Source organism: Parafilimonas sp., assembly GCF_047606085.1.
In the GTDB taxonomy this organism is placed as follows: domain Bacteria; phylum Bacteroidota; class Bacteroidia; order Chitinophagales; family Chitinophagaceae; genus Parafilimonas.
Window position 1 is genome coordinate 1 of record NZ_JASGEX010000229.1, and the last position, 24209, is coordinate 24209.

A 24209-nucleotide genomic window follows, 5' to 3' on the forward strand; every position below is an offset into this window, starting at 1 on the left:
CGTCGGGAGGATGACGTCCCGGTGGTTATGTTTTATGCTTGTCTTGCTTAATGTAAAGCCAGCAACAAAAATAGGTTTGCACTTTTATCAATGATTGCACATTTTTATCCAACGAGGAGTATAATATTCAAAGCCTTTCCGCCGCACGCAGCCATCGTTCGGGAATATCATTGTTCAAAGCAGTGGCATAATCTTTTCCGCTGCAGGCTACAAAGCTTCTGTCAGGCAATTGCATCCACCAGCGCTGCGTTTTTTTGCTTTGCAAAAACATGGTTTCAAAATCAGCAAACATCAGTTTAAATTCATTGAAATATTCCCGTTGTTCAAGCGGCGCTTCGTTCTTACCCTTCTGAATGCCATCCATCAAATACCAAAGAATATGGCTTATTTGTTTTGCCGTAAGGTCACTTATGTCCTGCTGAAAATTATAGCCATACATACCAATACTGCCGGCAAGGCTGCTCATGCCGGCATATTGCATCAGCATGCAGGCTTCTTCGCCATTAAACCCGTTAGGCGTTATGCGATTGGCAGGCGCATGGCTGTTCTGGATGGCAGTTATGTCAAATCCAACAATATTGGCATTGCGCACTACAGGTTCCATGGTTTCTATATGCTCTTTTACAATGCCGGCGCGGTAACAGTCAAACCGCAGCTTGTCAATTGTTTCCAGCATTGACGGGTGTACAAAATAGCTTTGAAATCCTATGTGGTTATAATGTTTTAAATAATTAGGCTCTTTGGTAAACATCTGCATAAGAAAATTTTCAGCAGGCATGCGGCTGTCCATATTCATATCCAGGAAAGCATCTATACACACAGCCTCAATAAGCTTTTGCTGCGCGGCAAAAACATTATACTGCGCCATCATAATATCGTGTGAGCCGCCGATGATCACTGCTTTTTTATTAAGCGCCGACAACTCACTTAATATTTGTTGAAGGGCAGCATACGTATCTTCAAGTGTTGCCCCGGATTTTACATTACCTATATCGGCAATTTTTACATCAGTATGCCAGTAGTATAAATTATAAAAATGAGCCCGCACAGCATTAATGCCGTTATCATCCCTTTTGGGCACACCGGCGCCACGGGCCTCGCTGCAGCCAATGATAACGAGATCAGCCGCATCCACGTCAGGAAAACTATTTATATAAATATCCGCAGCGCTGCCTAATTGTTTTGGGTTATAATCTTCATCGTTGTTCAGCAAGCCCGGGTTTACAGGTTCCAGAAAATCAATAATCGTATCTATTGCAGAAAATGGCATATTGTGATTTTACTGCAACAAACATAATTAAAATAGAGCTATGGCAACAAGGCTTCGTTTTTAATTTTAAATTGTTTAACCCGTACTGAACTATTTACAGAATATCTGTATATACTTTTGTTGAATGTTTACGTATGCTAAATATATACTGACCTGCCTGATGATTGCAGGGAGCATACAAACTTCATTTCTTCAGCCTGCATCGCAACATATTCCTTCTTTAATCAACAATAAAACAAGCGGCAATCAAAATGATGATACGGGCATAGAAGCTTTGCTTAAACAAAAAATGCTTGTAAGGGTTTTTACCAACAAGAATAAAGTTTTTATAGGCGAACCACTTATGGCCACTTATAAATTCTATGTAGCCAGCAGTATTAACGACAGGCCTTCTGTAACGAAACAGCCGGAATTTTCGGGTTGCAGTGTGAAAGAATTAAATTTTGACCAGGGCCCTGAATTTGAAGATATCAATAATGAAGCTTATTCGGTTTATACCATCAGAAGAGTGCAGTTAACGCCCTTGCAGGAAGGAAGCCTGTGGCTGGGCAGGGCTTATGTAAATAACTATGTACAGGTATTTAATCCGGATAACGCTTTTACCACCAGGAAATATAATATTACCGTGAGCAACAGTGATGAAGCAGTGGATGTAATAAACCTTCCGGAAAACAATAAGCCAAAGGATTTTTATGGCATTACTGGCACTTTCAGCATAGCGGCATCAGCAGAAAATGATACAATCCCGGTGGGCGAAAACGGGAATTTAATCGTAACCATAAAAGGCGCCGGCAATCTTGATGCTATTGTTCAGCCTGAAATTGAGTGGCCGCAAAATATACAGCATTTTGACGGCAAGGACTCACAGCATGTAAGCCAAAATGATTTTCCGGTAACAGGCGACCGCATTTTTAATATACCGTTTATTGGAAGCAGGGAAGCAAATATTATCATACCGCCGATAAAGTTTAGCTATTTTAATACAGCGTCAAAAAAATATGAAACCGTACAAACAGATAGTATTCCTGTTAGTTTTACCAAAGCGCTTACTAAAAAAGGTGCAACAGGCGAAATTGTAAACTACGATATAAGCAACCGAAAATATTTATGGATTGTACCTGCCATTGCTTTTATTGTTGCCCTGGCCGGACTTATTTCATACAAACGCAGTAAACATTATAAACCGCGGGCCGATACTGCAGTGAATGCAACTATTCCGCCGGCATCTGAAACCACAAAGCCGGCATATACAATAATATACAGAACTGATTTTTCAAGGCATTTTGAAGAGTTGCAAGCCATTACAAATAATAAAGCCTTCTTTGAAAAAGCGAAAAATATCCTTACAAAAGCAGTTGCCGAAAAACTTGATTCCACGCAATATTCCGAACAGGTTTTAATGAAAGAATTAATTCAAAAAACGGGCGATGCTCCGGTTTGCAATAAAGCGGCAGCCTTGTACGAAACCATTAACCTGCATTTGTATGCGCCGTTTGAAACAACGGCTGACCTGGATTTCTGCTTTAAAGAAATAAAAAATGTGGTGGACGAACTGCGGCGGCAGAGCTAATCAACATATTTATAGCCTACACCTCTTACAGAATGAAAATGTTTGGGATTGCGGCTGTCTGTTTCAAAATATTTCCTGAAATTAAGAATGAAATTATCTATCGTTCTTGTATTGGGATAAACTTTATAGCCCCAAACAGACTGCAATATTTTTTCCCTTGTTACAACCTGGTTCTTATTTTCAATAAGCAGCTTCAGCAGCATGGTTTCCTTCTTGCTTAACTCCACTTTGTCTCCATTATTTAAGCTGGCTTCCTGCGCTTTAAAATCTATGGTATTGCCATCGAAACTGTACGTATCAAAAGCAAAATCTTTATCAGATATTTTTTTGTTTTTAATAATAAGCTTATCTATTCTCAATAACAGCTCTTCAAGGTTAAAAGGCTTGGTCAAATAATCATCAGCGCCTTTCTTCAATCCCAAAACCCTGTCGTGCCCTGCGTTTTTTGCGCTTAATATTAAAACCGGCACATCATTATTATCAAGCCTGATATTTTCAGTAACGGTTATGCCATCCATTTCGGGCAGCATAATATCCATTATAATAAGATCGAAATATTCTTCAGAAACTATTTTCATTGCCTGCGTTCCGCTAAAAGCAGATGTAACCGAATACCCTTCCATTTCAAGATTAAGCTTTAATGTTTCATGAAGGTTTTCTTCATCCTCCACCAATAATATATTTGCTTTTTCTTCTTTCATTATACTTTAAATTCAACATTAAAAATACTTCCTGCAGGCTTGTTATCCTGAATAGCTATTTTACCATTATGGTTTTCTGTAATGCGCTTGCAAAGATATAAACCCAGTCCCGTACCTTTTGTATTGCGCACTGCTTCGTCGCCGCTGCGGTAAAATTTGGCAAATACCTTTTTCTTTTCTTCCTCGCTTATGCCGGCGCCTTCATCCATAACGCGCAAAAGAATATTGCCATTATGGTTGCTTAAACTTACCTGAACAGGTTTTTCCTTTGGCGAATATTTTAAAGCATTGCTTATTAAATTATTTACCAGCAATTGCAACAACAAACTTTCCCCATTGATAAAAATATTCTCCCTGATATTTTTTGTGATCGCTCTTGATGGAAAGCGCGAAGCAAAATCGGTAACACATTTGTAAACCAGTTCAGAAAAATTAATGCTTTCTTTATCATTTATATAATTGCCGCTCTCCAGTTGCGATGTTATAAGAATATTCGAAACAAGGTCGTTAAGCCTTTCGGTTTCCTGCAGGCTTGTTTTAATAAAATGCTGTTGCTTGCCTTCATCCAGTTTTCTTTTTAATAAAGTTTCCAGGCTGAGATTTATTACAGCAATCGGCGTTTTTAATTCATGTGTTACGGCCATCATAAAATTCTGTTGTTGCCTGTTCAGCATAAATTGTTTCCGTACAGAGCGGTAAACAAATAAAGCGCCTATCAATGTTACAATTACAAAACTTATTCCTTCACTAATATATTGCGCCGTTTTTCGCCTGTGCTCATCATTAATGAAAAACAGTTTTTGTTCATACGCCGGGTCATCTTTATTTAGTTGCAGCAGTTTATAAAAGCGCATCTGGCTGTTTTGGCTTTCCAGCGAAATAAACCACCAGATCCATGCTGCCACAATAAACAACAACAGGAACCAGTAAACAACAGTTATAAATGCAAGCTTGCGCCGTTTATAAGCGGAAATCATTACTGCAAAATAAAAAGATTATATGTTGCAAAATTGATTGCGATATGCTACACTTGTAAAACGGCTTAGCCATATTTAGCATAAAAGAGGCTGCAACAAGTAAATGATTGCCGGTTTAACTCAAAAAAATTACAATGGAAAACGGCCAGGCAGAATATGATGATATTCAAAACTTTCCTTCAGGGAAAGGAGGCAAAATTTTATGTATAGGCGAAGCGCTGATTGATATGATTTGTACTGATACAGACAAATCGCTTAGTGAAGGCCAGCATTTTCTAAAGAAGCCAGGCGGTGCGCCCACCAACGTTGCCGCTGCTATTGCAGCGCTTGGCGGAAATGTGGAATTAGCCGCCAAAGTGGGCAATGACCCTTTTGGCAAACAACTGATTGAAGTAATGCAAGGCTTTAAAGTCTCCACCAAATGGATGCTGCAGGACAGCCATTATTTTACCACGTTTGCATTTGTTTCTTTAATGGAAGATGGGGAACGTGATTTTGTGTTTAACCGGGGCGCAGACGGCGAATTAAGCAGGGCAGATATAGAAGCTATCAATCTTGATAAGTTTTCCATCGTTCACTTTGGTTCTGCCACCGGCTTTCTGCCCGGCCCTTTGCAATTTGCTTACCAGGGATTAATGCAGAAAGCGCTTCAGCGAAATTTATACATAAGCTTCGACCCCAATTACCGCCACCTGCTTTTTAAAAATAATGTGCAATCGTTTATTGACCAGTGCTGGAATTTTATGGAAAGCTGCAATTTCTTCAAAGTAAGCGATGAAGAAGCCTTGTTAATAACCGGTGCGGCAACAGTGGCTGACGCCATAAAGATTTTCAGGAGAAAAACAACTGCGGTTTTTGCCATAACAGTTGGCAAGGAAGGTACTATGCTTACTGTAAATGATGAAACGGTTACCGTGCCCAGCATTTATGTGAAAGCCGTGGATACTACCGGAGCCGGCGATGCTTTTGTGGGCGCCGTATTGTATCAGCTAAGCAAAATGCAAACCCCATTGGATGAAATATCTTTCGATAACTGGAAAAACATTATTCTTAATGCCAATAAAGCTGGCGCCAGAACCTGCGAATACATGGGCGCTATGGAAGCATTTAAACATTTAAGCAACGATATTTTTAACTAATGCATAAACAAAGCAAGAACCCGCTCTTATTACATCATGCTTAAACATTTCTGCTAAAATGGGTCTTCGCCTTCTCCAAAGGCATCGTCATTCATGCGGCTGCCTTTTTGTATAAAGAGACGGGCATTATTATCATCACCTGCCTGCGGAGGTTGCGGATCAAGCGGCCGCCAGTTACCGCCGGAAGGTAAAGCCGGCCCGCTATCACTGTCCCATTCCTCAAATTTTTGAATATGCAGCATAGCCCGCAGCTTTATTGTTTCCAGCGAACCGTTCCTGTGTTTTGCAATCCGCACGTGTGTTTCTCCCCGGGTGCTTTCGCCATGTTCATTTGTAAAGTTCTCATAATATTCAGGGCGGTAAATAAACATTACCATATCAGCATCCTGTTCAATAGCGCCGGATTCCCGCAGGTCGCTCAATTGCGGCATCTTGCTTTCTTTTCTTGTTTCAACAGCACGGCTTAGCTGGCTTAATGCAATAATAGGAATGTTCAGCTCTTTTGCCAGGGCTTTCAGGTTACGCGAAATAGTGCTTATTTCCTGTTCACGGTTAGTGCCGCGGTCGCTGTTGCCGCTCATCAATTGCAGGTAGTCAATAATGATTAAACCAACTTTATGTTTATTAACCAAGCGGCGCGCCTTTGCCCGAAACTCAAATATATTCAGGGCTGCTGTATCATCAATATAAATAGGCGCCTGTTCCAGGTTTTGAATGCCCTTTACATGAAGTTGTTTATATTCATAATCCTCCAGTTTGCCACGGGCAATTTTCTCCATGGCAATCTCGCTTTCGGCAGAAAGGATACGCTGCACCAATTGCGAAGCGCTCATTTCAAGTGAAAAAAATCCTATGGCTGTTCTTTTTTCTTTGTTTGCATGTAAGGCAGCGTTGCGGGCCAGGTTTAATGCAAATGCCGTTTTACCAACGGCAGGCCTTGCAGCAAGAATAATAAGATCGGTAGGTTGCCATCCGTAGGTTACACGGTCAAGCGTGGGAAAACCGCTGGGCACGCCGGAAATATCTTCTGTTTTGGTTCGCAGTTCATCAATGCGGTTTATGGTTTTGGCCAATGCATTGCCAATATCTTCATAATTATTTTTAAGGTAATTATTGGTAATGCTGAACATTTTTGTTTCACTGTCATCCAGCAAATCAAAAACGTCGGTGCTGTCTTCATAAGCATCGCTGATTATTTCACCGCTTATGCGTATCAGTTCACGCTGAATAAACTTTTGCAGAATAATTCTTGAATGCGCCTCAATATTGGCAGTAGATACTACCGCATTGGTAAGCTTGGTGATATAATACGGGCCGCCTACCGCTTCCAGTTCCTCAGAAGTTTTTAGTTGCTCAACAACCGTAAGCATATCTATGGGCATGCTTTGCTGGGCAAGGTTTTGAAATGCTTTAAATATGCGCTGGTGCACATCGGTATAAAAACATTCCGGTTTTAAAATTTCAACAACGGTGTCAAATGCGCTTTTTTCAAGCATAATAGCGCCAAGCACAGCTTCTTCCAGTTCCCTGGCCTGCGGCGGTAATTTTCCGTAAACAGTGGCGCTAAGATCTATTGCCGGTTTTCTTCTTGTCCTCCTGTCTTTATTTTGATTAATAATATCCATTTTTATGTAAAGAATTTAATCGGTTAGTATTTTAAGCCTGTCTCGTTAAGAAATTGTTACATCCGGGTTTCCTTAATGTTAATAGAAACGGGGCAACGAATTAAGCATTAAAAAAGCCCGCGAAAAAATTTTATTTTATGAAAAGTTATTAAGCCAATATGCACCGCTTACAAACAAAATAACGATGTTATCCCCTATAATCTTGCTACTTTTCAACAGAAATAAAAAGTTTTAAAAGAATTCCGCACAGCTATTCACATACCTTGGTGCAAAAACATTTTTATGAAAAAGGCGCTTATTTTTTTAAAAAAGCCGTATCGCCAGGCCTTAAAATTTCGCTTTCTCCTCTTATTTCAAACTATATTTTTGCATTAATTGATTTTTATGAAGATATCGTACAACTGGCTTAATAAATATTTACCCGAAACAATTGACCCGCAAAAACTATCTGAAATTTTAACTTCCGTGGGCCTGGAAGTAGAAGCGCTTGAACCTTACGAAAATTTTAAAGGTGGTTTAAAAGGACTTGTTACCGGTGAGGTTTTAACCTGTGAACAACACCCAAATGCAGATAAGCTTAAAGTAACAACAGTTGATATAAATAAAAGCGGTGCATTACAAATCGTGTGCGGTGCGCCAAACGTAACCGTGGGCCAAAAAGTGATAGTAGCACCTGTTGGCACCACCATCTATCCTCTGAATGGAGAAGCCATAACCATGAAGGTTGCCAAAATAAGAGGGGTTGAAAGTTTTGGGATGATCTGCGCTGAAGATGAAATTGGCCTGGGCAACAGCCATGAAGGCATTCTTGTTTTGCCTGCAGAAACTGAAACCGGCACACCCGTTGAAAAATTATTCGATGCCTATTCCGACTGGGTATATGAAATAGGCCTGACCCCAAACCGTATGGACGCCATGAGCCATATTGGCGTTGCCAAAGATGTGTGCGCATGGTTAACGCACCATAACCATAAAATGGTAACAGCCAAACTTCCATTCGGCAACCATATTACGGCCAGTAACACAGGCAGTGGATTTGAAGTTGTAATTGAAAATACAGATGCCTGTAAAAGATATTCCGGCATCTTAATAGAAAACATAAAAGTTACACCATCGCCGGCATGGCTTCAGCATTATTTAAAAGCCATTGGCCAGCGGCCAATTAATAATATAGTTGACATTACCAATTTTGTTTTACACGAAACCGGCCAGCCATTGCATGCTTTTGATGCAGATGCATTAAGCAGCAAAAAAGTAGTTGTCAGGAATTTACCCGAAGGCACTTTATTTAAAACGCTTGATGATGTGGAAAGAAAACTGAGCAATAAAGACTTAATGATCTGCAACGGCAATGAGCCCGTTTGCATAGCCGGCGTTTTTGGCGGCATTGGCAGTGGCGTTACAGAAAAAACAGCCAGCATTTTTTTGGAAAGCGCCTGGTTCAATCCGGCATCAATACGAACATCATCATTAAAACATAACCTGAGAACAGAAGCCGCAATCAGGTTTGAAAAAGGCGTTGATATTTCGGGTACAGTCCGTACACTTTTGCGTGCTGTGGATTTAATTAAGCAGGTTGCTGGTGGAGCAATAAACGGTGATGTAATTGATGTGTATGCCATAGCTGCCGAAAAGAAAATAGTAGTTTTAAAATATGACTACCTGAAAAAATTAAGCGGCAAAGCCTATTCATCTGAATCAATAAAAAATATTCTAACCGCCCTGGAATTTGATATCCTGGAAGAAAATGAACAATTTATTAAAGTAGCCGTTCCTTTAAGCAAGGCAGATATTGGTTTGCCTGCAGATATTGTAGAAGAAATTATAAGAATTGATGGCCTGAATAATATTGAGATTCCGGCTACCATTACCATAAACCCCTCCATAGATGATAACAGCATTGCAGAAAGGGTAAAAACAAAGCTGGCTCAGTTACTTGCTGGCTTAGGATTTAATGAAATTATTGCCAACTCTATTACAAACAGCAAAAATTACAGCGAAAACAAATTAAGCGCCGCCGTAAAATTGCTGAATAACCTAAGTGCCGAGCTTGATATTATGCGGCCTTCCATGCTCGAAACGGGCCTGGAAGTTTTAGCGTATAACATCAACAGGAAAAATACCAACCTGCGTATTTTTGAACTGGGCAAAATTTATAAACATGATGAAACCGGTTATGCTGAAACGGAGAAAATATGTTTTTGGATAACCGGCAAAAAACAGGTTTCCGGCTGGAAAAACCAAAATACGGAAGCTGATTTTTTTACAGCCAAGGGCATTGTTGCCTCATTGCTGGAAAATATCAATATCAAAAAAATAACATTTACAGAACCGCAGGTTTCAACGGAAGGCACCTTTCAGTCAATACAGAAAAATAAAACTGCATTGGGCAGCATTGTATTAACAGGCAATGGATTATTACAAAAATTTGGCATTAAGCAACCGGTAATTTTTGCCGAGCTTGACGTGAAAGGCGTGGTAAGCGAAGCTTCTGCTCAATCTATTTTATACAAAGAAATTCCCCAATTGCCACTCGCAGAAAGAGACCTTGCCCTGCTGCTGGATAAAAATGTTAACTATAGCAGCATTGTATCTTCCCTGGAAAAGATGAATGTAAAATATCTTGAAGGTTTTAAGTTGTTTGATATTTATGAAGGAGAAAAGATAAGCGCTGAAAAAAAATCGTTTGCCATTAACTTTAAATTCGTGAATGCAGAGAAAACGCTTACCGATGCGGAAGTAGAAAATGCTATGCAAAAGATCTCTGAAAAACTGATAAAAGAATTTGATGCAGAAATCCGGCATTAATTTGGCCTAATTTTTATTGTATGGAAGATTTGCATACCTCGCTTAAAGATTTGCAGTTTTCGTTGCAAACCTTGTTGAAGAAACTGGTTGATGTAAAAAAGGAAAATGAAGAATTGAAAAAAGAGAATGAAGGGTTGAAAAAGATTGTTTCAGAAAAAGAACGTATAATCAGCTCAAACGAAGAACAGATTTTTACAGCGAACATAAATAATTTATATAGCGATGAACAAAAACAAGCACTACAATCTAAGATTGACGCTTATTTAAAAGACATTGAAAAATGCCTTGCTTTACTCAATGCCTGATAATGGAAGAACTCATACCAGTAAATATTTTAGTAGGCGACAGAAACTACCGCGTTAAAATTAAACCAGCCGATGAAGAAAACCTGCGTAAAACTATAAAGCTTGTTAATACCAAATTAGTAGAATTTAAAACCAATTTTGCGGGCAAAGACATGCAGGATTACATTGCCATGGTTTTAATATGGCTGGCAACGGAACAACCCTCCACTGCGATAGCCAATGAAGATACAAAAGAGATTTCGGTAAAAATAAAAGCGCTTCAGCAACTAATTAAAGAATCCCTGTAAAAGAAAAAGCTCCGTTCAAAAATGAACAGAGCGTATTCTGAAAAAGCCCCGAAAAACAGTGTGCCTATAACAGGCTAATTTCTTTCAATTTTCTCTTAGTTTTCAAAAAAGGTACTTGCGTTCGAAAAATCACAATTCAGTTTGAGTTGCGACCCTTTATACTTTTAAAGTCTCACCATTAGTTAAAAACAGGTAAGTCTTCCAAAGGTTTTTCTTAAAGAACGAATTAAAAACGGGTATGCAGGATATTTTCAAATTAGATGCCAAGAGAAAAAATATAACTAATATGTTGTTTTTCAATAAATTATGATTTAATCTATTTCATAGAATTCCCAAAATGAAACAATACAGTTTCAAAGTGAACCAAAAAGGGTGTATTTCAAATTTTCGCAGGTGGTGGACACCCACCTGTAGAACCCGCTACCGGTCGGTGTCTCACCGACCGGAATGCCGCGTATGAAGCGAAAATTTGAAATACGCCCACCAAAAATCATTTTAAATATTTCTCTTACTGATAGTTAACTTCGCAGCCTGACATTTTATAAAAAATTTATTATTAATTTAATTTTTCATGGATATAACACTAATAATAACAGGAATAATCGCTTTGCTTGCCGGTATAGGATTAGGAAAGGCCTTATTTGCAAAAAATACCAGTAAAAAAATTAAAGAGGTTGAATTACAATCACAACAAATACTTGCAGAAGCACAGTTAAAGGCAGAAACATTAAAAAAAGAAAAAATTCTTGAAGCAAAAGAAAAATTTGTACAGCTTAAAGCCGAATATGACAAAGAGGTTTTGGAGCGCAACCGTAAAATGAATGACGGCGAAAACCGTATCAAGCAAAAAGAGATAAGCATAAACCAAAAAGAGGCTTCATTTGATAAACAAATGAAAGAAAATGAAGCCATTAAGGAGAACCTGAATCGCCAGCTTGAAGTGGTTGCGCAAAAACGGAACCAGCTGGAAAAACACCAGGAAGAGCATATTAAGCGGCTGGAGAAAATAGCAGGCTTAACCGCTGAAGAAGCAAAAAGCCAGCTTATTGAAAGTTTAAAGCAGGAAGCGCAAACCCAGGCTTTGCAGCTTCAGCAGGAAGTGATTGAAGAAGCGAAGCAAAAAGCAAATAAAGAAGCCAGAAAGATTATTATACAATCCATTCAGCGAACTGCCGCAGAACAAACGATTGAAAATACGGTAACAATATTCAACCTGGAAAGCGATGAGATAAAGGGACAGATCATAGGCCGCGAAGGCAGAAACATCCGTACAATAGAAGCCGCCACTGGTGTTGACCTTATTGTTGACGACACACCGGAAGCCATTGTGCTTTCGTCTTTCGATCCGCTGCGCCGCGAAATTGCCCGGTTAAGCCTGCAACGCCTTGTAGCGGATGGAAGAATTCATCCGGCACGCATTGAAGAAGTGGTGGAAAAGACCCGCAAACAACTGGAAGAGCAGGTAATGGAAATAGGCGAAAGAACGGTGATTGAACTGGGCATACATGGCCTGCACAAAGAGCTTGTTCGCATTGTGGGAAAAATGCGCTTCCGTTCTTCTTATGGCCAAAATTTATTAATGCACAGCCGCGAGGTGGCTAATTTATGTGCTACGATGGCGGCAGAACTTGGGCTAAGCCCCAAACTGGCAAAACGTGCCGGCTTATTGCATGATATTGGAAAAGTGCCGGATGAGGAAACAGAGCTAAGCCATGCTTTACTGGGAGCCAAACTTGCAGAAAAATATGGTGAAAACGCCGCTGTAGTGAATGCCATTGGCGCACACCACGATGAAATGGAAATGCAATATATCATCTCTCCTATTGTACAAAGCTGCGATGCTATAAGCGGTGCAAGGCCTGGTGCCAGGAGGGAAATCATGCAGCAGTACCTTCAGCGCATAAAAGATCTTGAAACGCTGGCTATGGGCTATACAGGTGTGGAAAAGGCTTATGCTATACAAGCAGGACGTGAATTGAGGGTTATTGTTGAATCAGAAAAAATTACAGATTCAGACAGCGATAAGCTAAGCTTTGAAATAGCACAGAAAATTCAGAATGAAATGACTTATCCTGGTCAGATTAAAATAACCGTAATAAGGGAGAAAAGAGCGATCAACATGGCACGGTAATCACTTCAAATTATAAAATACCACAACATGTTTGCAAGAATTAGTTTTTTATTATTTGGTATTTCCTGCAGATGCCTTTACCTTTGCAAACCTTTTTAAAATTATTGGTTATGAACTCAGCAACTCAATTTATACATGAACAGCTTACCGCAAAAAAGCAACACCCCAAGTTTAAAGCCGGCGATAATGTTACTGTAAACTATAAAATAATCGAAGGCGGCAAAGAACGCATACAGGGTTTTCGCGGAGATGTTGTAAAAATCCAGGGAACCGGGGCAACTGCCACTTTTACGGTGCGCAAGATTTCTGACGGAGTGGGCGTTGAAAGGGCATTTCCGTTTTTCTCACCTAATGTTGAGTCTATTATTTTGAATAAGGTTGGCAAAGTACGCCGCTCCAAATTATACTACCTGCGCAACCGCAGTGGCAAGAGCGCCAGGATTAAAGAAAAAAGAATGTAGTTTTTATATCTGTGGTAATACAGGGAAAAAGCGAAAGATGTTAAAAATTTTTCGCTTTTTTATTTTTTGCCGTCAGTTCTTTAGGCGGTCTCGTATATTAGTTACTATATTTGTTTTCACTTTAAATTTTTTCAAATGGGAAATCTTGGTTTTCAGGAAATATTACTGATAGCAGTAGTAGTCCTTGTGCTTTTTGGAGGCCGCAAAATACCTGAATTTATGAAGGGCTTGGGCCGTGGCGTCCGTGAATTTAACGATGCAAAAAACAGTGTTAGAAAAGAACTTGAAGAAGGGTTGAATGAAAAAGACAATCAACCGCCGGCCCCATCGACAAACGGTGTTCAGCAATCAGCTTCTACTACAACTCAGTCATAATTTCTTTTCCATACCATTAAAAACTTTGTAGCCTTTGTTTAGCTTTCATTCTATCAAAGACTATCAATCTTTATTATTAAACGGCAAAGCAACATGCGCTGATGCCGTTTCTTATTATATAAAGAATATAGAACAAAACCGGCATCTTAATGCTTTTCTTGAGGTTTACAAAGAAGAAGCATTGGAACGTGCTGCACAGCTTGATGCAAAGCGTAAAGCCGGAGATGCATTGGGCAAACTGCATGGTGTGATTATTGGCCTTAAGGATGTGGTCAGCTACAGGAATCACAAGCTCTCTGCCGGTTCGCGCATACTTGAAAATTTTCAGGCGGTTTATAATGCCACGGCAGTCAACAGGCTGCTGGAAGAAGACGCCGTCATTATCGGCAGGCAAAACTGCGATGAGTTTGCCATGGGCAGCAGTAACGAAAACTCTGCCTACGGTAATGTATTGAACGCCGCAGATAACGCACGGGTTCCGGGAGGATCTTCCGGCGGTTCGGCTGTAGGTGTGCAGGCTAAGCTTTGCATGATAAGCCTGGGAAGCGATACCGGCGGCTCTGTGCGCCAGCCCGCAGATTTTTGCGGCGTTGTTGGTTTAAAACCTTCTTATGGGCGTGTTTCCCGCTATGGGCTTATTGCTTATGCTTCGTCATTTGACCAGATCGGTATTTTCGCAAATTCCGTGGAAGATGCGGGCATAGTGCTTGAAGTTATTTCCGGAAAGGATGAATTTGACAGCACCGCAACAGGCAATGCTTTTCAATTCCATTATTCACCGGTAAAATCAGGTTTTAAAATTGGTTATTTCCCGGTAACATTCAACCACCCCGGCCTTGATCCTGAAATAGCAGCCACGCAAAAAAAATTTATTGCCAGTTTACGGGAAGAAGGACTTGAAGTTTCCCAAATTGAATTTGACCTGCTTGATTATATTGTGCCAGCCTATTACATTTTAACAACGGCTGAAGCTTCGAGCAACCTAGCGAGGTATGATGGTTTAAAATATGGAGCACAACAGCCTGCCACAGATTTGAATGAGCAGATACACCTTACCCGCAGCAGGTTTTTTGGCAAGGAAGTGCAGCGGCGCATCATGCTTGGAACATTTGTTTTAAGCGAAGGTTATTACGAAGCTTATATAATGCAGGCGCAAAAAGTAAGGCGTATTCTCCTGGAAAAAATTAAAAAAATATTTACAGAAGTTGATGCCATTATTCTGCCTGTTTCGCCAACAACAGCTTTCAGGATAGGGGAAAAAAGCAATGATCCCATCGCCATGTTCCTGGCAGATATTTATACGGTCTTTGCTAATTTAACCGGCATTCCGGCTATCTCCATCCCACTGTTTAAACATTCTAACGGTATGCCTTTTGGGTTGCAGGTAATGGCGTCTCATTCAAATGAGTTAGCTTTGCTTTCCATCGCAGAATATCTGATGGAGATTAACAAAACAGCTAACCAACCGGTTAGTGTTTAAAAAATAGTATGAACAGGTTTTTCAGGCATTGTTTTAATTCTTTCCTGCAAACTTTTTCACAAGAAAAAGCGGCCTGCTTCTTTCTTGCCTTAAATGTTACAGCAAGTTTATGTTCTTATGCAAAGAGCACACCGGTTCAACAGCTTAAAGACAACGCTCGCGCAGATTCAATTCCCCAAACAAATACAACTGTATTTATTGCAGACAGCTCTAAAATGTTTGCCAGCCTCCTGGAAAATCCTGCCGGCAGTAATAATCCAATGGATTTTTTAATGAATGCAGAGGCTAAATATTTTGCAGATGGTTATATAAAAAAGCATACGGCTTATTTCAACAATATGAAGGTTTGGGGCAAACCTTATTTTGACCTGTACGACCGCATTTTATCTTCTTATGGCATCCCTGTTCAGTTAAAATATCTTTCTGTTATTGAAAGCAGTTTAAACTGCACGGCAGTTTCATGGGCAGGTGCTGTTGGCCCCTGGCAAATTATGGAAGCCACCGCACGTGAAAACGGTTTAAGAACCGGTTATTTTGACGACAGGGCCGATTATATAAAAAGCACCAATGCTGCCTGCAGGATCTTAAAAGATTTATACAATACTTATGGAGACTGGCTGCTGGTGGTGGCCGCTTATAATACAGGAGCAGGAAATGTGAACCGCGCTATTGCAAAAGCGCACAGCAAAGACTTTTGGAAAATTCAATACTACCTTCCGCTTGAAACCCGTAATCATGTAAAAAAATTTATAGCCACACATTATTTTTTTGAAGGCAACGGAAGCTTTGCAACAGGTAATAATGCAGCTAATGTTTTACAGAATAAGGAGGCCAGTTTAGATGTAGCCGGAAATTCTTCAGCAGTTAGTATTTACGGTAAATATAATTCGGTTGTAATTGCCAATAACCTCATGATGGATTTATCGCTGTTTAACCAGCTTAACCCCGATATTGATAACGTGCTTGCAAAAGGCGATATCTATTCCATGCGCCTGCCTGCAGACAAAGCCCAGCTATTCCAGGATAAAAAAAGCGATATACTTAAACAAAGCGTTGAATGGCTGCTGAATGGTTACAAACCTAATGCAGCAACCGTTGTTGCCGGCAAATAATTTACTGAAGCGCATCAACTATCGCTTTTGCTTTTAACAGGCACTCTTCATATTCCGTCTCCGCATCAGCATAAAAAGTGATGGCGCTGCCCACCAGGTAGTTCAAAAATCTATTTTCTGCATTATAAAAAATACTTCTTATCACTACATTAAAATCAAAATCCCTTCCGGGAGATACATAGCCTACACTGCCTGAAAACAATTGCCTCTTTGTTCTTTCATATTGTTCAATCAATTGCATGGCACGGTGTTTTGGCGCCCCTGTCATGGAGCCCATTGGAAAACTAGCTCTGATAATTTCGGCAAACGTTATATCTTCCTTTATTTCACCTTGTATGGTTGAAATCATTTGATGCACCTGCGGAAAAGAATAAATGCCAAACAATTCTTCGGCTATAACAGAACCTTCTTTACAAATTTTGCTCAGGTCGTTTCTTACGAGGTCAACAATCATTACATTTTCGCTTCGCTCCTTTTTGTTTGCCTGCAATTTTTCTTTTTCCATTTCATCCAGTACGCTATCTGGATTTCTTGGAGATGTGCCCTTTACAGGCTGAGAAAAAATGGCATTGCCTTTTTTTGATAAAAACCGCTCAGGGCTTGCGCACAGGAGATACTTATTTTCAATCTTGTAAAAACATGAAAACGGTGTGGGTGAAATTTCAACCAGCTTTGCATAAGTTGATAACGGGCTTATAGCAACATCTTCTGCAAAAAACTCCTGGCAGTAATTTAATTCATAACAATCGCCCCATAATATGCGCTGCTGAATTGTTTGAATGGTGTCAATATATTCCTGTTTGGTTAAGGAAGATTGAAGCCGGACCTGATTTGACGATGAAATTTCATTAATATTGAAACCTTCAGTTTTTATCTCGTCCAGTATTAACTGCGGCTGCTTGTTAACCGAATGAACAGTAGCAATATTCTTTTCAAGGCTTATTACTATTGATGGTATGAAAAAGAATACATCTTCAAAGCCTGCCTTGTTTATATGGGATGATTGCAACTCCTCAATCTCATTTTTCAGGTCATATCCCAAATGCCCGAAAATCCAGTCGGGGTTTTCATGATAAAACTTATCCAGCCCCGATAAAATATTTTGGGAAGGGGAAAAAACCTTAATGGCATCAACAGCAATAAGGCAATCGTAATTATGGTATTTATCAATATAATGATGGCTATCCATAAAACAACAAATGCCAAACCGGCTGGCCCAGTTCAGCATTTGCTTTTTAAACAACAGAATATCATCAATAGGAAAAGATGCAATTACCCTCTTCACTATATGAATTTAGAAATCATCATCGTCATCACCAAAGTCGTCAGAATCGTTAAAGAGGTCAAACTCTTTTAAATCATCATCAAATTTAAAATCATCCTCTTCATCGCCTTTTTTACTGGTGCCGGATGATTTTTTACCTTTCGATTTTGGAATATCAAATTCGTCAAAATCGGGATCCCATTCTTCTTCCTCCTCTGGTTTATCCCAATCATCTACAATATCTTCTTCATCGTCATCATCATCGTCGTCTTCATCGGCCTGCTTTTTAGTTTTAGGGCCCGATTTTGCAGCTTTTGAAGGCTTCACATCTTCATCATCTTCAAAATCATCGTCCAATGCTTCATCATCTTCCCCTTGTTTTTTTGCTTTGGAAGCACTTGCTTTACCAGCTTTATCTCCGGACGATTTCGGAGTAGTTTTTTTTATTTTGTCAGATTTAGATGCCATACAGTTTGGATTAGCCGTTGTAAAATTTCAACGAGTTTTTTAATCGGCAAAAAAAATTTTCAATTTAATATTTTAATTATTTGTTCGCGTTGCGGGCCATTGGATACATGGCTTACCGGCGCACCAATATATTGATTGATAAAAGAAATATAACGCTGCATCGCATCCGGCAAATTATCTCCCGTTTTTAAGCAGGTGGAATCACAATCCCATCCTTCAAATGTTTGATATTCAGGTTTAATCTCTGCATGCGTTAACTGAAAAGGCACCTGCCCGCTCTTATTGCCATTTATTAAATATTCCGTGCACACATTAAGCGCTTTAAACGAATCCAGTACATCAGCCTTTGTCATTACCACATTTGTTACGCCATTCAGCATGCAGGTATATTTCAAAGCCACCAGGTCAATCCAGCCGCAGCGGCGCGGCCTGCCGGTTGTTGCCCCAAATTCATTGCCAATTTTGCGCAGTTCCTCTCCTGTTTCGTCATATAGCTCGGTTGGAAAAGGCCCGCTGCCCACCCTGGTACAGTAAGCCTTGGTAACGCCAAATACCTTATTTATTTTTTGCGGCGCTATGCCAAGCCCCGTACACACGCCGGCAGAAATGGTATTGGATGATGTTACAAAAGGAAATGTTCCAAAGTCAACATCGAGCATAGAGCCCTGCGCGCCTTCTGCCAGTACTTTTTGGCCACTGCTTATTTTGTCATTAATAAAATATTCACCGTTTACAATATTTAATGTGCGCAGGAATTCAACAGCTTCAAAAAACTCTTCCTCCCATACAGAAATATCCTCGGTAAAGTGGAAATTATCAAGCAGGCGCTGGTGTTTTAAACGAAGCTTTATGTATTGCGTAATGAATGATTTATCCGTTATATCGCCCACACGCAAAGCATTGCGGCCGGTTTTGTCCATATACGAAGGGCCGATGCCTTTAAGCGTAGAGCCGATCTTGCTTTCGCCTTTTGATATTTCGGAAGCTGTATCCAAAGCCCTGTGCGTGGGCACAATAAGATTGGTGCGCTGGGATATGAATAAATTCTTTTTTACATCAATGCCAAACGCGGCAACAGTATCGCATTCTCTTTTTAAAGTAACCGGGTCGAGCACAACACCGTTACCGATAATATTTGTTGTGTTTTGATGAAATATGCCTGAAGGTATTTGATGCAGTACTATTTTTTTATCGCCCACATATAAAGTATGCCCTGCATTAGGGCCGCCCTGAAACCGTGCTATTATATCATATTTAGGTGCAAAATAATCCACTATTTTTCCCTTGCCTTCATCGCCCCACTGCAAACCAAGAATTACATCAACCATTAGATTTTATTTGTTTGTTCGCGCAAAAATAAAGGTTAGTATATCGCGGTTAAAAGTTTATACAGGAAATTTTTCAACCATGTTTTGTTAATATTCATAACCAGCCGGCTTATTAAAAATTGCTGTTCAGCGTTCGCAATGCACGTTATTATTTATGGTGAATTTTAATGATTAATTTTACGCCAACAGGTAAATTATGAGCGGGAAAACAGCATCGGCATTTATAGCAAAAAGTACCATAAAAGCAGGCAGCCTCGACCATCGCAGAAAAATTAATTTCAACATCAGCAAATACAATGCTGCCGTGCCATTGGGCAAGGCGCAGTTTAATAATTTAATCGCGGCCCGCGAACATGCAAAAAACATAAAATGGCGCGCTATTGAAAACCTGGATGTAATGTTAGAAACATTTGAAAAAAACATTTCGGCACGCGGCGCTACAGTTATCTGGGCCGAAACGGCCGGGGACGCTTTAAAAGAAATCGGGAAAATTTGCAAAGAAAAAAACTGCAGAACCATTGTAAAAAGCAAGAGCATGGTAACCGAAGAGATACACCTGAACAAATATCTTGCAAAACAGGGCATAGAAAGCATAGAAACAGATCTGGGTGAATATATACAGCAGTTGGACGATGAACCGCCTTACCATATTGTAACGCCCGCCATGCATAAAAGCAAAGAAGATATTGCCAGGTTATTTGCTCAAAAATTACAGGTGCAGGAAGGGTTATCGCCGCAGCAGCTTACATTGGTTGCCCGCGAAAAACTCCGGAAAAAATATGTGGAGGCAGAAATAGGCATTACCGGCGCTAATTTTTTAATTGCCGACACGGGCTCCATTTCGGTTACAGAAAATGAAGGTAATGGCAGGCTAAGCAGCGCTTTTCCCAAAACGCATATTGTAATCACCGGCATTGAAAAAGTATTGCCCTCTATCAATCATCTCGCCTTGTTTTTACCATTGCTTGCAACGTTCGGCACAGGACAAAGGGTAACAGTATATAATACCATTATCTCCGGCCCACGCCAAAAGAATGAAATTGACGGCCCGGAAGAAATGTATGTGATCTTGCTGGATAACGGCAGGACCAATTTGCTTGCCAACGATAGAACACGCAAAGCTTTATATTGTATTCGCTGCGGCGCCTGTTTAAACGCCTGTCCCGTTTATAAAAACATTGGCGGCCACAGTTACAATACCACTTACAGCGGGCCCATAGGCAGTGTGATTACACCGCATTTAAAGAATTTAAAAGAATGGAAGCATTTGAGCTATGCTTCGTCGCTCTGTGGCAATTGCACAGAAGTTTGCCCGGTACGCATAAACCTGCACGAACTGCTGTTGGAAAACCGCCATGAATCTGTTGCTGAAGGCGATAGCCCCTTGTCAGAACGGGTTGCCTGGAAGATGTGGAAGATTGCCAGCTTAAACCGCAGCATGATGAATATGGCAAATGGCGGGCTTAAAAATAAAGTGGTGAACACCCTGTTTAAAACATGGACGAAACACCGCGCTGATCTTAACTTCAGCCAGAAAACATTTAATGAAATGTGGAAGCAGGAACAGGGTGAGCAATAGGAATTGGGTATTTTACAATAATTGTAAAATACTCCTGTAAATTATTATTGTTTTTTGCCAGGAGGAAACCTTTGAAATTTTTCATGCCTACTTTGTGTAATTTTGGCCTGAAAAATTTCACGTCGGTTTGAAAAAAATGTTTTATGAAGCTGGTTGAGAAACATAGAAAATTTGCGAATGAAGAAGAATACTTTCTTTATGAAGAAGGGAGTGAATTAAAGCACGAGCTAATTAATGGAAACCTCTATGAAATAAGCGGCTCATCAACATATCACAATAAACTTGAAAGGCATATTGCCAATCTTATTGAAAGCCTCTTAAAACAAAATAAGTTTGAAGTTTTAATTGAAGGCTTTAAAGTAAAGGCGCTGCATAATAATTTCTTTTATCCTGATGTGATAGTTTGCACCAATAGCTTCAACCGCTATTTTACAACTGAACCGGTTTTGCTTGTTGAAATCTTATCCGAAACCACACGAAGGTTTGACTTAACTGATAAATTCATTCAATATCAGAAAATACCAACGCTGCAATATTATCTATGCGTAGAACCGGAGCAGCAGGTTATCATTTTTTATTTCAAAACGGAAAGCGGGGAATGGATGACGGAAACCTTTACAAAAGATGAAAGCATTATAAACCTGCCGGCGCTTGATATTTCTTTTATGGTAAAAGATGTATATAAAAATATACGGCTGCATTAAATATCTTTTGAGCCAAGTGTCCGTTTTAAATATTCTTATATCTGCCCACAGAGTATCAGGAGCAAAGTTTACAATTTTATGTAATGATTTTTACAATGGTAGTTTGGGGCATATTAAAACCTTCAGCTTTTGCTTATCCCTTTAAATAATCCTGCCAGTAATGTAACGGCATTTTTTATCACCGCTTCATTTTCCACGGGTATTTGCAGATAAGTCTGACCAGTGCTTTCATCTTTTCTTGTAAGGGATTGAACCAGGTTCGCTGTTGCTGAAGCATCGCCCAATACATTGGTAAGTTGTGTAATGAAAGAAGAAGTTACACTGAGCAGGCTGGAAGCCGGCGTTATCGTTGCCAGCGCTTCTTTTTCAACAGATTCCTGAGTTGTTTGTTTAATATCATCATCGCTGTCAAAAGGCAGCGTGGCTTGTTTTTCAACAACAGTAGTTTCCATTGTTTCATTGATCGCCGCATCTGCTGGCTGCACTGTTGCAACAGCCGCATCATCTGCCACCAGTTCTTCCACGCTTTTCATAAATACATTAAACTTACTGTCGCCGATGAAGATATTGGCCTCGCCATTATCCAATATGCCTTCGCTTAATGCTGTCTTAAATTTCAGCTTGCCCAGCATGCCGTGCTCAATGGTATGCTGCGCTATAAAGTTGATGATATTTACATTGTTCTTTTGCCCATGTCGGTATATGCGGGCAATGCGCTGTTCCAGCACCGCAGGGTTCCAGGGCAGGTCCATATTAAAAAGATAAGAGCCTGCCTGCAGGTTCAGCCCTACGCCGCCCGCATCGGTGGAAAGAAAAATGCGGCAACCGGCATCATTATTAAAACGGTCGAACAATGCTTTGCGTTTATGGCCGGGCACTGTGCCGTTCAGGTTGGCATAGCCTATGTTAAGGCTGTCAAGTTCCTGTGCAATCAATCTTGTAAAACGTTCCCATTGGCTGAAGATGACAATTTTTTCATCGCTGGTTTGCAATATTTCTTCCAGCACGCTAAACAGCTCATCCAGTTTTGTCTGGTAATTGGTTTCCTGGTCAAGTATATACGTGCTGTTGCACACCATGCGCATCATGTTCAGGTGCAGCAGTAAACGCTGGCGGTCTTCTTCACTTAAAAATCCTGTTTTCTGCCAACGGTTTACAAGGCGCGTTACCACTTCTCCATAATCATTATGCAGCGCTTTTTGCTCCTGCGTTATTTCTACAAATAAGTTTTTATCAATGCGGGCAGGCAACTGTTGCAGCACTTGTTTTTTGGTGCGGCGCAGCAAAATATCTTTCAGCTTTTCTTTTATCTTATCCAGGTCTTTATAGCCCACTACCTGGCCTGTTTCGCTTAGCTGCTCATGCTGTGAAGTGAAATTATACAAAGAGCCAAGCAATAAAGGATTTATAAATTGTACCAGCGAATACAGTTCCTGCAATTTATTTTCCAAAGGCGTGCCGGTAAGCACCAGCGCATATTTGCTTTGCAGCTTTTTTATGCTCTGGCTTACTTTTGTCTGCCAGTTTTTAATGCGCTGCGCTTCATCTAAAATAATCAGGTCGGGCTGATACGCATTGATGAGCTCAAGGTCATTTACCGCCATGTGATAGCTGGCAATCTTATATAAGTGCCCATCTTCTTTATACAGTTGCCTTCTGTTTAAATAATTTCCTTCGATCACTTTTACAGAAGCCGTTGTGAATTTTTCTATTTCGCTTTGCCATTGATATTTTAAAGAAGTAGGGCAGATAACCAGCACTTTCTGCACCTGGAAATATTCGTGCATTAACTGCACCATGCTGATGGCCTGTATGGTTTTGCCGAGGCCCATATCATCTGCCAGGATGCTTCTGCCCGCAGCGACGCAGAATAATATACCTTCTGCCTGGTATGGAAAAGGGTTTACTTTCAGGCTTTTTATACCGGGTAATTTATTCGATTGTATAAAAGGCGTCAGCGTTTGCCGCCGTTGCTTGTTTTCCCGCCACTGGATAATATGCGCCAGCGCATCTTCATAACACCTAAAGGATGCATTGATCTGAAAAGCCTTCTGTAAAACTTTATCAATGTTATCATACCCTTTTTCTGAAAGGCTGTAATCTGCATGCACAAAGGGCTTCAATAACTTTTTGTATGCTTCTGTATTATCCGTTCCAATGCGAAAAACTATTTTTCTTTCCCCTCTGTATTCCATGTACATGGAACTGTATGCAGCTTCGTAAGGCTGTTTCAGCGCCCTGCGCAGCGCAGGCTTTTTATTTATGTGCAGCAATACGGCTTCAATATGCTTGCAGGTGCCCAGCTGGTTGGTTTTAAAATCGTAGCAGGAACAAAAATTCTGGCTGTTATCGCTGCTGCGCAATGCAACTTTATACGTATTCTTAGTGCTGTTATTGTACACATTATAATCGCTGTACGCAAGTCCGTTGCCGGTGTTGGTAATTGTAAACGGCGTATGTTCTGCAATTTGTTTCCGCAATGCAGCCTGCCATTCGCTTACAGACATATCGGCCGGTTTCCTGGTATTGGATAAAAGCGGTTTTGATTTATATTTTCCTTTAACTGATTTTCCTGTGCGTTTTTTCTTTGAAGCGCCCTTTGCTTTTGCGGTTGCAGCCATAATA

At 40.3% G+C, this 24209-nt stretch carries 20 protein-coding genes; 12 read left to right on the forward strand and 8 right to left on the reverse strand.

What is annotated here, in order from left to right; genetic code table 11:
* Window positions 1-127: 127 nt before the first annotated feature.
* Window positions 128-1270, reverse strand: a complete 1143-nt coding sequence (locus QM629_RS20260) for a formimidoylglutamase (protein ID WP_415161730.1) — start codon at window positions 1268-1270, stop codon at window positions 128-130.
* 124 nt (window positions 1271-1394) lie between these two features.
* Between QM629_RS20260 and QM629_RS20265 the strand changes: the two genes are divergently transcribed.
* Window positions 1395-2840, forward strand: a complete 1446-nt coding sequence (locus QM629_RS20265; protein WP_415161731.1) for a BatD family protein — start codon at window positions 1395-1397, stop codon at window positions 2838-2840.
* Here the strand turns inward: QM629_RS20265 and QM629_RS20270 are convergent.
* Both QM629_RS20270 and QM629_RS20275 read right to left on the reverse strand, forming a co-directional pair.
* Window positions 2837-3541, reverse strand: coding sequence for a response regulator transcription factor (locus QM629_RS20270; protein ID WP_415161732.1), 705 nt, complete (start codon window positions 3539-3541; stop codon window positions 2837-2839). The two genes, QM629_RS20265 and QM629_RS20270, sit on opposite strands and share 4 nt — an antisense overlap.
* The gene (locus tag QM629_RS20275; protein WP_415161733.1) at window positions 3541-4518 is read right to left on the reverse strand and encodes a sensor histidine kinase; all 978 of its coding nucleotides are present in this window, start codon (window positions 4516-4518) and stop codon (window positions 3541-3543) included. Before QM629_RS20275 ends, QM629_RS20270 begins: the two co-directional genes overlap by 1 nt.
* Window positions 4519-4652: 134 nt before the next feature.
* On the opposite strand from QM629_RS20275, the gene QM629_RS20280 reads away from it, so the two are divergent.
* Window positions 4653-5657: a carbohydrate kinase family protein gene (locus QM629_RS20280; RefSeq protein ID WP_415161734.1), complete on the forward strand. Its 1005-nt coding sequence runs from the start codon at window positions 4653-4655 to the stop codon at window positions 5655-5657.
* Between the two features lie 53 nt (window positions 5658-5710).
* Here the strand turns inward: QM629_RS20280 and dnaB are convergent, their stop codons facing one another.
* Complete coding sequence (dnaB, locus tag QM629_RS20285; protein ID WP_415161735.1) at window positions 5711-7282, reverse strand: replicative DNA helicase; 1572 nt, start codon at window positions 7280-7282, stop codon at window positions 5711-5713.
* Between the two features lie 384 nt (window positions 7283-7666).
* Between dnaB and pheT the strand changes: the two genes are divergently transcribed.
* From pheT to QM629_RS20325, 8 genes are all read left to right on the forward strand, one after another.
* Complete coding sequence (gene pheT, locus QM629_RS20290; RefSeq protein WP_415161736.1) at window positions 7667-10090, forward strand: phenylalanine--tRNA ligase subunit beta; 2424 nt, start codon at window positions 7667-7669, stop codon at window positions 10088-10090.
* Between the two features lie 20 nt (window positions 10091-10110).
* A complete protein-coding gene (locus QM629_RS20295; RefSeq protein ID WP_415161737.1) occupies window positions 10111-10395 on the forward strand; it encodes a hypothetical protein in 285 nt (94 codons plus the stop codon).
* Between the two features lie 2 nt (window positions 10396-10397).
* Window positions 10398-10682: a cell division protein ZapA gene (locus QM629_RS20300; protein ID WP_415161738.1), complete on the forward strand. Its 285-nt coding sequence runs from the start codon at window positions 10398-10400 to the stop codon at window positions 10680-10682.
* Window positions 10683-11253: 571 nt separating this feature from the next.
* A complete protein-coding gene (gene rny / locus QM629_RS20305; protein ID WP_415161739.1) occupies window positions 11254-12813 on the forward strand; it encodes a ribonuclease Y in 1560 nt (519 codons plus the stop codon).
* Between the two features lie 110 nt (window positions 12814-12923).
* A complete protein-coding gene (rplS, locus tag QM629_RS20310; protein ID WP_415161740.1) occupies window positions 12924-13274 on the forward strand; it encodes a 50S ribosomal protein L19 in 351 nt (116 codons plus the stop codon).
* A 135-nt stretch (window positions 13275-13409) separates the two neighbouring features.
* Complete coding sequence (locus tag QM629_RS20315) at window positions 13410-13649, forward strand: twin-arginine translocase TatA/TatE family subunit (protein WP_415161741.1); 240 nt, start codon at window positions 13410-13412, stop codon at window positions 13647-13649.
* 34 nt (window positions 13650-13683) lie between these two features.
* Window positions 13684-15129 carry an Asp-tRNA(Asn)/Glu-tRNA(Gln) amidotransferase subunit GatA gene (gene gatA / locus QM629_RS20320; RefSeq protein ID WP_415161742.1) on the forward strand — a complete coding sequence of 482 codons (1446 nt, stop codon included), beginning with the start codon at window positions 13684-13686 and terminating at the stop codon, window positions 15127-15129.
* An 8-nt stretch (window positions 15130-15137) separates the two neighbouring features.
* Entirely contained in the window at window positions 15138-16241 is a 1104-nt protein-coding gene (locus QM629_RS20325; protein WP_415161743.1) for a lytic transglycosylase domain-containing protein, read from the forward strand.
* Window position 16242: 1 nt separating this feature from the next.
* On the opposite strand, the gene QM629_RS20330 is transcribed toward QM629_RS20325, so the two are convergent.
* Genes QM629_RS20330 through QM629_RS20340 form a run of 3 tightly spaced genes read right to left on the reverse strand, consistent with a single transcriptional unit; the run spans window position 16243 to window position 19301 of the window.
* Entirely contained in the window at window positions 16243-17526 is a 1284-nt protein-coding gene (locus QM629_RS20330) for an anthranilate synthase component I family protein (protein ID WP_415161744.1), read from the reverse strand.
* 9 nt (window positions 17527-17535) lie between these two features.
* Complete coding sequence (locus tag QM629_RS20335) at window positions 17536-17973, reverse strand: hypothetical protein (RefSeq protein ID WP_415161745.1); 438 nt, start codon at window positions 17971-17973, stop codon at window positions 17536-17538.
* Between the two features lie 59 nt (window positions 17974-18032).
* Window positions 18033-19301 (reverse strand): adenylosuccinate synthase, encoded by a 1269-nt coding sequence (locus QM629_RS20340; RefSeq protein WP_415161746.1) that lies wholly within the window; start codon window positions 19299-19301, stop codon window positions 18033-18035.
* Between the two features lie 196 nt (window positions 19302-19497).
* On the opposite strand from QM629_RS20340, the gene QM629_RS20345 reads away from it, so the two are divergent.
* Both QM629_RS20345 and QM629_RS20350 read left to right on the forward strand, forming a co-directional pair.
* The gene (locus QM629_RS20345; protein ID WP_415161747.1) at window positions 19498-20880 is read left to right on the forward strand and encodes a LutB/LldF family L-lactate oxidation iron-sulfur protein; all 1383 of its coding nucleotides are present in this window, start codon (window positions 19498-19500) and stop codon (window positions 20878-20880) included.
* A 143-nt stretch (window positions 20881-21023) separates the two neighbouring features.
* Entirely contained in the window at window positions 21024-21584 is a 561-nt protein-coding gene (locus QM629_RS20350) for a Uma2 family endonuclease (RefSeq protein ID WP_415161748.1), read from the forward strand.
* A gap of 122 nt (window positions 21585-21706) precedes the next feature.
* On the opposite strand, the gene QM629_RS20355 is transcribed toward QM629_RS20350, so the two are convergent.
* On the reverse strand, window positions 21707-24205 hold the full coding sequence (locus QM629_RS20355) for a DEAD/DEAH box helicase (RefSeq protein WP_415161749.1): 2499 nt from the start codon (window positions 24203-24205) through the stop codon (window positions 21707-21709).
* Window positions 24206-24209: the final 4 nt, after the last annotated feature.